Annotated in this window: 10 protein-coding genes; 2 read left to right on the top strand and 8 right to left on the bottom strand. The window is 65.2% G+C overall.

The genetic code is table 11. From position 1 onward, the window contains the following. Positions 1 to 12: 12 nt before the first annotated feature. Positions 13 to 1,032 carry a DMT family transporter gene (locus tag B7G52_RS05025; protein ID WP_096696540.1) on the bottom strand — a complete coding sequence of 340 codons (1,020 nt, stop codon included), beginning with the start codon at positions 1,030 to 1,032 and terminating at the stop codon, positions 13 to 15. A gap of 54 nt (positions 1,033 to 1,086) precedes the next feature. Here B7G52_RS05025 and dacB point away from each other — a divergent pair, with 54 nt between their 5' ends. Beyond that, positions 1,087 to 2,583 carry a D-alanyl-D-alanine carboxypeptidase/D-alanyl-D-alanine-endopeptidase gene (dacB, locus tag B7G52_RS05030; protein ID WP_141397385.1) on the top strand — a complete coding sequence of 499 codons (1,497 nt, stop codon included), beginning with the start codon at positions 1,087 to 1,089 and terminating at the stop codon, positions 2,581 to 2,583. A gap of 519 nt (positions 2,584 to 3,102) precedes the next feature. Here the strand turns inward: dacB and B7G52_RS05035 are convergent. The 7 genes from B7G52_RS05035 to purE form a co-directional block, all read right to left on the bottom strand. Beyond that, positions 3,103 to 3,948 carry an ATP-binding protein gene (locus B7G52_RS05035; RefSeq protein ID WP_096696541.1) on the bottom strand — a complete coding sequence of 282 codons (846 nt, stop codon included), beginning with the start codon at positions 3,946 to 3,948 and terminating at the stop codon, positions 3,103 to 3,105. Between the two features lie 9 nt (positions 3,949 to 3,957). Beyond that, entirely contained in the window at positions 3,958 to 4,308 is a 351-nt protein-coding gene (locus B7G52_RS05040; RefSeq protein WP_096696542.1) for a DUF86 domain-containing protein, read from the bottom strand. Further along, positions 4,305 to 4,595 (bottom strand): nucleotidyltransferase family protein, encoded by a 291-nt coding sequence (locus B7G52_RS05045; protein WP_096696566.1) that lies wholly within the window; start codon positions 4,593 to 4,595, stop codon positions 4,305 to 4,307. Before B7G52_RS05045 ends, B7G52_RS05040 begins: the two co-directional genes overlap by 4 nt. 547 nt (positions 4,596 to 5,142) lie before the next feature. Continuing rightward, positions 5,143 to 5,691, bottom strand: a complete 549-nt coding sequence (locus B7G52_RS05050; protein WP_096696543.1) for a restriction endonuclease — start codon at positions 5,689 to 5,691, stop codon at positions 5,143 to 5,145. A gap of 14 nt (positions 5,692 to 5,705) precedes the next feature. Then, positions 5,706 to 6,701: an L-threonylcarbamoyladenylate synthase gene (locus B7G52_RS05055; protein ID WP_096696544.1), complete on the bottom strand. Its 996-nt coding sequence runs from the start codon at positions 6,699 to 6,701 to the stop codon at positions 5,706 to 5,708. Next, on the bottom strand, positions 6,698 to 7,921 hold the full coding sequence (locus B7G52_RS05060) for a 5-(carboxyamino)imidazole ribonucleotide synthase (RefSeq protein ID WP_096696545.1): 1,224 nt from the start codon (positions 7,919 to 7,921) through the stop codon (positions 6,698 to 6,700). The genes B7G52_RS05055 and B7G52_RS05060 overlap by 4 nt, the downstream gene beginning before the upstream one ends. Further along, positions 7,918 to 8,427, bottom strand: a complete 510-nt coding sequence (purE, locus tag B7G52_RS05065) for a 5-(carboxyamino)imidazole ribonucleotide mutase (RefSeq protein ID WP_096671777.1) — start codon at positions 8,425 to 8,427, stop codon at positions 7,918 to 7,920. Before purE ends, B7G52_RS05060 begins: the two co-directional genes overlap by 4 nt. A 158-nt stretch (positions 8,428 to 8,585) precedes the next feature. On the opposite strand from purE, the gene trxA reads away from it, so the two are divergent. Beyond that, entirely contained in the window at positions 8,586 to 9,485 is a 900-nt protein-coding gene (trxA, locus tag B7G52_RS05070; RefSeq protein ID WP_096696546.1) for a thioredoxin, read from the top strand. The last annotated feature ends 71 nt before the right edge of the window (positions 9,486 to 9,556 follow it).

Here is a 9,556-nt window from a genome sequence, read left to right on the forward strand (position 1 = left end):
TGATGCATCAAATCAGGCCTTAGCCCTTGTGGGGTCTGCGCCGTCAGCTATCAAATCAGGAGCGACTGCTGTGACCCGCTGGGCCTGCACACGCACGCCGAACACAATACCCAGCGTCACCAGCGCCAGCCCGGCGAGCAGATTCCAGTACAGCGGCTCGCCGAGGAAAATCACCGCGCCCAGCGCCGACAGGCCGGGCACCACCGCCGTGATCATGGTCGAGCGCACCGGGCCGAAGGACTGGACCATCTGGGTGAAGGTGATGCCCGAGATCACGACCGACCCCACGCCCTGGAACACCATCTGGAAAACAATCTCGCTCCAGGGCGCGCTGGCCAGCCGGGTGGCGATGGCGCCCGAATACGCCAGCAGGCTGTAGACCGGCACATAGGTCACGAAGGCAAACACGCTGATGGCAATGGTGGCGGACACCGCCTGCAGCGCATGCTTGCGCACCAGCACCGAATAAACGGCCCAGCAGGTGGAGGCGCAGAGAAACAGCAAATCACCTTTCCAGACCTGGCTGCCGGCTTGCGTCCAGGCCTGCAGCAGGCTGGCGCCGCCCACCATCACGTCGCCCAGAAAAATCAGGCCCAGGCCGATGGCGCGCACCGGCGTCACGCGGTCTTTCAGGATCAGCACGGCCATCAGGGTGGTGCTCAGCGGCAGGGTGCCGGGCAGCAGCACCGAGGCATGGGCCGCCGGGGCGAAATAGAAGCCGCTGTAGGCCAGGCAGGCGTAACCGACACCGCCGACCAGGCCGATCAGCGCGGTGAGCCGAAAGCCCAGCGGCGACAGGCCCAGCCAGCTGGGCGGCGCCAGAGCGGGGCGGCTGTCGCGCGCGCGCCGCCAGACCAGCCAGGCCCCCCAAGGCAGCAGCACCAGCGCCGCGCCGATGAAACGCAGCAGGCTGATGTCCAGCGGCGTGAGGCTGCGGTGCGCCGTGGCGCGGGCAATCACGATGAAGGAGGTCCAGATGGCGACGGTCACGATAGCGGCAAGCACGCCGACCGTCTTGGGAGAAAAACGCATGGGTCGATTATCCGGGCAAGCGGCTGCTTCGCAGGGCCAAGCCGATAATCAGCCATGCTCCCCTCTCCCCTGTTGCTCTGCCGGCTGGCTGCCGCGCTCGCCCTCGGCCTGGCCCCCGGCTGGGTGCTGGCCCAGAAAGCCGTGCGCGCGCCCAAGCTGGCGCTGCCCCCGGCCATTGCCAAAGCCCTGGTGCGTGCGCAGGTTCCGCCCGACGCCGTCACGCTGCTGGTGCTGGACGCCTCGGGCCGGCAGCCGCCGCGCCTGGAGCACCGCAGCACGGTGCCGATGAACCCGGCGTCGGTCATGAAGCTGGTGACCACTTACGCCGCCCTGGACGTGCTGGGGCCCGACTACACCTGGAACACCCGCCTGACGATGGACGGCAGCCTGTCGGACGGCATCCTGCACGGCAACCTGGTGGTGCGCGGCGGCGGTGACCCCAAGCTGGTGGTCGAGCGGCTGCAGGCGCTGCTGGGGCAGGTGCAGGCCAGCGGCGTGAAGGTGATACGCGGCGACATCGTGCTGGACCGCAGCGCCTTCCTGGTGCCGGCGCTGGACGCCGGCGAGTTCGACGGCGAACCGCTGCGGCCCTACAACGCGCGCCCCGATGCCTTGCTGATCAACTTCAAGTCGCTGGTGATGCGCTTCACGCCCGACCTCGCCAATGGCCACGCGCGGGTGCAGACCGAGCCGCCCATGGCCGGCCTGCTCGTCGATGACACGGTGCCGCTGGCACGCGTGAGCCGCTGCGGCGACTGGCGCAGCGAGCTGCGCGCCAGCGTGCACAGCCCCGACCGCATCCAGTTCGCCGGCAGCTATTCGTCGGCCTGCGGTGAACGCCTCTGGCCCACGGCCTATGCCGAGCCCGCCACCTTTGCGGCGCGCGCCATTGAAGGCTCGTGGCGCGCACTGGGCGGGCTGCTGACCGGCAGCGCGCGCGACGCCACACCGGCCGAGCTGGCCATGCTGCACGCCCGCGGCACGCTGTCGGGTGAAAAAGCGCCGCTGCGCCTGGACGCGCCCTCGCTGCCGCTGCGCGACATCGTGCGCGACGTCAACAAGTTCTCCAACAACGTGATGGCCCAGCACCTCTTCCTGACCTTGGGGCGCAAGGCCCAACCGGGCGAGCACCCGCAGGGCACACCCGAAGCCGGCCGTGCCGCGCTGGCGGCCTGGTGGAAAAAAATCCTGCCGCGGCAGGAGGCCCCGGTGATGGACAACGGCTCGGGCCTGAGCCGCGTCGAACGCATCAGCGCCGCCAGCCTGGCGGCCATGCTGCAGGTCGCCGCGCAGGGCCGCGTCGCGCAGGACCTGCTGGACTCCCTGCCGATTGCCGGCGTGGACGCCACCATGCGTGCACGCGCCGCCGCGGTCACCGGGCAGGCCTTCATGAAGACCGGCTCGCTGCGCGACGTGACGGCCGTGGCCGGGTATGCCAACGGCGCCAGCGGCGCGCGTTACATCGTGGTTGGCATGGTCAACCACCCGAATGCGGTGGCGGCGCGGCCGGCGCTGGATGCGTTGATTCAGTGGGCGGTGCAGGAACACTGAGGCCGCGTTTGGTTGTTGCATCACGCTGCGTCCGCGGTCCTTGCTGGACAGTAGGTCGGACTCCCCACTCCCTCCCCTAACCCCTCCCTCGCCCCGCTGGGCGATGGAGGGGGACTTCATTTGGCTGCGTGTGCTGCGACCGCGTGCATGAATGACGGTTTGTTGAGTCCGACATGACGCGCTACGCGGGTCATGTCTCTCCGCACCCGGACCCGCATTTCTTCCCCCACCCGTCGGGCTGGGCCGAGGAGCGCAGCCGAAAGTGGATCAGGGCGAGCGATTGTCTGAGGCGCAGCCGAGTTCGAGCTCGACCCCGCTTTCGGCGAGCACCACAGGTTGCCCGCAGCGAAGCGAAGGGACCCAGACCATCGGGTCGCCTTTTCTTTGGTGACTTTCTTTTGGCGACGTGTATAGACAGGAGACATGGGAAACAGGTGTTCGGAGACATAGGAAACACCTTGGATTCTCAGCCAGCAGGCGCCGGCATAAGCACCGGCTGCGGAAAGAATCCGCAAGTCTTCAGACCCCTGGCAAGGTGAAATAAATCGTCGCGCCCCGCTCCGGCTCGGCCTCCGCCCAGATCCGTCCGCCATGCCGCATGACGACACGTTGCACCGTACTCAACCCGGCGCCAATGCCGGGAAAATCCGAACTCACATGCATGCGCTGGAAAATGCCGAAGAGTTTTTCGGCATGGGCCATGTCGAACCCCGCGCCGTTGTCCTTGAAGAAATAAACCGTCTCGCCATCCGGCCCGGCCTGGCTGCCGACAGCAATCGCAGCGTGTGCCTTTTTCGAGGTGAATTTCCAGGCGTTGCCGGCCAGGTGATCGACCAGCTGCTTGAGCATCGCCGGGTCACCCTGTGCCACCAGCGCCGGCTGCACCGTGATGTGGGCCGCCCGTCCGGGGTCGGCCTCCTGCAGCCCGGCCAACGCGGCCTCGGCCAGCGCGCCCAGGTCAACCGTCTGCGGCGCCAGCGGTGCGCGCAGCAGGCGCGAGACGGCCAGCAGCGCGGCGATCAACTCGTTGATGTTGCCCACGCCCAGGCGTATGCGCTGCAGGTAGTGCGTGCTGCGTTCCGCATTGCCCTTGGCCACGGCGCCTTCCAGCAGCCGGCTGAAGCCGTCGATGGTGCTCAGCGGCGCACGCAGGTCGTGCGAGACCGAATAGGAAAAGTTTTCCAGCTCCTTGTTGGCGGCGGCCACCTCGGTGCCGCGCTGACGCAGCTGATCCTCCAGATGAGCCGTGATGCGCAGGATTTCCTGTTCGGCCGCGGCCACATCGCTGCCATCACGTATTTTCTGCAGCAGCGCGGCCATGGCGGGGACGGCGCTGACATTGGGGGATTCTGGAGTTTGCGTCATATCAAACGGTCAGAGCAAACCTGCAATCTGCGCTCTCAGACCGGGTAAATCATTCTGCACAGTTCGCCACACAATGGTGTTGTCAACCGTGAAATAACCGTGCGACAAGGCATTGCGCATCTCGTAAGCGAAGCCCCAGGGAATGGTTGCATGCTCAGCCGCAAAAGCCGGATGATGTCTGGCCACGTTGTTGCAGGCCTCGCCAATCACTTCAATATTGCGAATGACGGCGTCACAGGTTTTCCGGTCTGCTATGAATGCTTCCAAATCCATACCTGCGGTGTACTTCTGTATGTTGTCGATGGCCTCAACAATGTGCTGCAGATAGTCTACGCAACGCTGGGGACTGGTTCGACTCATACCGGCACGGCTTCACGCAACACCTGCTCCCGAAATCGGGGCGGCAGGCCATTGGGGGTAAGAACATCAACCTCTATGCCGAGCAAGCATTTCAACTCGTGGCGAATCGCCCCGATATCCAGCAGTGTGGTTTGGCCCGTAGGTTCAACCAGCAGATCGAGGTCGCTGTCCGCATCATCCAGGCCGGTAAGCACCGAACCAAACACCCGTACGTCGCTGACGCGGTGGCTCAGCGCGATCTCACGGATGCGCGCGCGGTGCATGGAAAAGGCTTCTGAGGGTCGCATGGTGCCGAGTGTAGTGTTGTCTTGTGTTCGCATACCGTATTCAGATTCGACCTGACTAGTTCCGCCGGAGTAGCCCTGGACGTCGGACCTCAAAGACTCGCATCACCCCAAGATCCGCGCGTCCCATCCGTTGACACTATATCAACTGCCATCCTCCCAGATGTCGTCGCTAGTTTTTCTACGCCAACAATCTCAAAAGACTCCATGTCCATCTCTTTCGAACCTCGTAGCTTTACGTATCGAAATTGCGAGCATGGAGGCAGCTCCAGTCCCGACAGATCCAGAAGCATCGCGACGCGCGACCCACTATGCGTAAGAGCGCTTTCGCCCAAGCGGAACTTCTCCACAAAAACATTCCGCAGGGCTGCCAAAATCCTGGGTGGGCCGTAAGCCGTAACCGATGGACAAGTGATATCGCGGGCAATCAACTTCGCGTTCCCAGCGAATCCCACTTCAACTACTGGCTCATTACACAAGCGAAAGCCTTCCAACCGAAGCCGAAGCTTGAAATCGCCTCTGCGGCCCGCGTTCGCTTCGTCAAGCAGATTCAACGTGCCCAGTTGCTCCGCAGCGGCATTATAAATAGTGACTGATTTCCCCGATAGTTCTTGAGTTCAATCTTAAGTTTCTCTACGTTCAGCTGAGGAATACTGTCTTTGTTGAACAGGAGAGATAGTTCCAGGTCATCGTACTGATAAAAATACACCGTCAGGGCGACCGCGCGACCCCAATTCAGAATCTCCGCGTCAGTCAACTGTTGCAAGTCTCTAAGAATGACTCCAAACCTTTGCGCCTTATTCGTCGCGCCGTGTGTGAACCCAGAAGAAGATACCGCTATCACGCCGTCGGCCCGAAGAGAAATGCGACGACCCATCAGCTCTTCAATCCATTTGACGTCTTGACGGACCCGATGCAGCCGACATTCAACCAAAGTTAATTTGTCATCTCTCCTGATAGCAATGTCTATTTGACGTTTTCGCTCAGGGTTATCAGGATCGGCTATATGCTCGTTCCAACTGACGTGGGCGCCTGAACCTTCGAGGAGCTCACAGATGCGATGTATTTGGAGCTCGAATGCTTGAGGTCTATTGGTCAAGACTCAGGCTCTCGTCAACTCGTGGCGGCCCGCTGCAGCCGGTCCCGGACGCCGTCCCAGGCCGGATCGGCCGGCAGGTGTTCAATCCAGATCAGCTTGACGCCCTGGGCGTCGAAGTCGCGCAGCACGGCGAACAGCTGCTGCGCGGTGGCGGCGGCATCGTCGGGCATGCGGCGGTACAGCACCTGCGCCGAGGGGATGCGCACGATGCTGCGGGCATACACGGCGATGTGTGCAGCCTGCGCGCCCAGCAGGTCGAGCGCGGTCTGGATCGCGCCGGCGTCCATCAGGCGCACCCTGGCGTTGGGCGCGTAGTGCGACGCCAGCGTGCCGGACGCGCGCGGTGCCGCGCCCAGTGCGGCTTCCTCGTGCTGCCATTCGTCCTGGTCAAGCACCGGCTCGCCGCAGGCGGCTTCGAGCTGCGCGCGTGTGAGCAGGCCCGGGCGCAGCAGCACCGGACGGCCGCGCGTGCAGTCCACGATGCTGGACTCGATGCCGACCGCGCAGGGCCCGCCGTCGAGCACCAGCAGCGCATCGCCGAATTCTTCAGCGACGTGCCGGGCGGTGGTCGGGCTGACGCGGCCAAAGCGGTTGGCGCTGGGGCCGGCCACCCCGGTGGCGCAGGCCTTCAGGAAGGCCAGCGCCACCGGGTGCGAAGGACAGCGCAGGCCGATGGAGTCCTGCCCGCCGGCGGCGGCGGCGGCCACGCCCGGCTGGCGCGGCAGGATCAAGGTCAGCGGCCCGGGCCAGAAGGCCTGCATCAGGCGGCTGGCAAACGGCGGCACGCTGCTGGCGTAATCGGGCACCTGCGCGGCCTCCGCCACATGCACGATCAGCGGATGATCGCTAGGCCGGCCCTTGGCCGCGAAAATGCCGGCCACGGCGCTGTCACTGGACGCATCGGCGCCCAGGCCATACACCGTCTCCGTGGGAAAACCGACCAGCCCGCCGGCGCGGATCACGCGTGCGGCTTCAAGAAGGGCCGCCGGGTCGGTGCCGTCGCGAATCATTGCAAGGCGTCCAGGCCGGGCAGCCCCAGCAGCTGCGCGGCCTGGCGCGCGACCGCCCGGACACCGGCCACGTCGGCGCCGGTGACGGTGAGGTGGCCCATCTTGCGGCCGGCGCGCGCTTCGAGCTTGCCGTACAGGTGCAGATGCGTGCCCGGCAAGGCCAGCACGGCCTGCCAGTCGGGTGTCTGCGGCTGGCCCGCGACGTCGAACCACACGTCGCCCAGCAGGTTGAGCATGATGGCCGGCGAATGCTGGCGCGGCGCAGGCAGCGGCAGGCCGGCCATGGCGTGGACCTGCAGGTCGAACTGCGAGACGTCGCAGGCGTCCATCGTGTAGTGGCCGCTGTTGTGCGGGCGCGGCGCCATTTCGTTGACCACCAGCGCGCCGTCGGCGCTGCCGTCGTCGATCACAAAAAATTCCACACACAACACGCCGACGTAGCCGATGTGATTTGCTATGGATTCAGTAGCTGATCGCGCCCGTGCTGCAAGGGCTGAAGGCATATTTCCCTCATAAGCCGCGGTGACGGCGAGAATGCCGTCGACATGCACGTTGTATTGCGGCGCAAAACCGGTGATGGCGCCGTCCCAGCCGCGCGCAACGATGACCGAACATTCGGCCTTCAGCGGCAACAGCTTTTCCAGCACGCAGGGCACCTGCTTGAGCTCAGCCCAGGCGGCGACGAGTTCGGCGGCGTTCCTCACGCGCACCTGGCCCTTGCCGTCGTAACCCATGCGCGCCGTTTTCAGGATGCCGGGCAGCAGGTCGGCCGGCACGGCGGCGAGCTGCGTCGGCGTTTCGATCACGGCATAAGGCGCGCAGGTCACCCCCGCCAGGCCGGCGCTGGCCGTGAAATGGGCTTTTTCCTCGATGCGGTTTTGCGCAATGGCGACGGCCGCCGCGCCGGGCGCCACCGGTCGGGTCGCGGCCAGGGTTTGCAGCGCGCCAGCCGGGACATTTTCAAATTCGGTGGTGATGGCGGCACACAGCGAGGCCAGCTGCGCCAGGCCGGCAGCATCGCTGTAGCCGGAGGCGATGTGGTGGTGGCTGACGCGACCGGCCGGGCTGGCCGGATCGGGGTCGAGCACCGCGGTGAAATAACCAAGCCGCTGCGCCGCATGCACAAACATGCGGCCGAGCTGGCCCCCGCCCATCACGCCCAGGGTCGCGAGCTGGCCCGAAGCATCGACGGAGCCCGGAAAAATCGGTGCCTGGCTCATGCGGGCGGCAAGGTCATGGCGCGCGCGGCGGCGGTCTGTTCGGCGCGGAAGGCCTGCAGCTTGTCGGCCAGGGTCTTGTCGTGCAGGGCCAGCATGGCCACCGCAAACAGGGCGGCGTTGGCCGCCCCGGCATTGCCGATGGCAAAGGTCGCGACCGGCACGCCCTTGGGCATCTGCACGATGCTGTGCAGCGAATCGACGCCCTGCAGGTGGTTGCTGGCCACCGGCACGCCGAGAATCGGCACCGCGGTTTTGGCGGCCAGCATGCCCGGCAGGTGCGCGGCGCCGCCGGCACCGGCAATGATGGCGTGCAGGCCGCGCCCGCCGGCCTGTTCGGCATAGGCGAACAGCTCGTCGGGCATGCGGTGGGCCGAGACCACGCGGGCCTCGTGCGCCACGCCGAACTGCTGGAGAATCTGCACGGCATGCTGCATGGTGGTCCAGTCGCTGCTGGAGCCCATCACCACGCCCACGAGGGGCGGCTTCTGATCTTGCGTTGTTGTCATGTGTTGCCTTCCAGGCCTGCTGTGCGGTCCATCGTTCGCTGCCAGCGGTGATTTTACGGGCTGGTGGGCCGCCGGGCCGGCCGCAGCATGCTATCGTGCCAGCGCGGCACCGCCGTGCCTGTTGAAAACCCCTGATCCACCCCTATTTGTCCAGCACCATGATCGACGTCACCATTGCCAATTTCGAAGAGGAAGTCGTTGCGGCCTCCATGACCACCCCCGTGCTGATTGATTTCTGGGCGCCCTGGTGCGGGCCCTGCAAATCACTCGGCCCGATTCTGGAAAAAGTCGAGATCGCCTACGGCGGCCGCTTCAAGCTGGTCAAGATCGACTCCGACCAGGAGCAGCAACTCGGCGCCGCCTTCGGCATCCGCAGCATCCCGACCTGCATCCTGATGATGAACGGCCAGCCGGTCGATGGGTTTGCCGGCGCGCTGCCCGAGGGCAAGGTCAAGGAGTTTCTCGACAAACACCTGCCGCCGGCCGAAGAGCTGCCGCCCGCCGAGGAGGAAATGGCGGAACCGGAAGACACCAGCCCGCCCGCCCTGCTGGAAAAACTGCAGGCGGCCGTGGCCACCGATCCGGCCAACGACAACGCCCGTTTTGACTACATCCGCCTGCTGCTGCAGCACGGCCAGGTTGACCATGCCAAGGCCGCTTTTGCACCGGTGGCCAGCAAGGCGCCGACCGTGCGCAAGTTCGAGGCCCTGCAGCACTGGTTCAACGCTATCGAATCAGGAGCTTCTCACGCTGATGCGGCAGGGGCTCAGGCCGGATTTGATGCAAAGCTTGCAGCCAACAAGCGGGATTTCGACAGCCGTTACGCGCTGGCGCAGCTGCACATGAGCCAGCAGCGCTGGGTACCGGCGATGGACGAGTTGCTGGAAATTTTGATGCGCGACAAGGCCTGGAACGAGGAACTGGCACGCAAGACCTTTGTGTCCATCCTCGAAATCATCGAGCCGCCCAAGGTCAAGGTCGCCGACGGGCAGATTCCACCGGATGATCCGGTGGTGGCGACTTACCGGCGGCGGTTGAGCAGTGTGGTGTTGAGCTGACTTCTTTGCGGCATCACGCTGCGCCTGCGGTTTGCCTTGGACAGTAGGCGCAACTCCCCACTCCCTCCCCC

It is taken from the genome of Polaromonas sp. AER18D-145 (assembly GCF_002379095.1).
Taxonomy (GTDB): domain Bacteria; phylum Pseudomonadota; class Gammaproteobacteria; order Burkholderiales; family Burkholderiaceae_C; genus Polaromonas.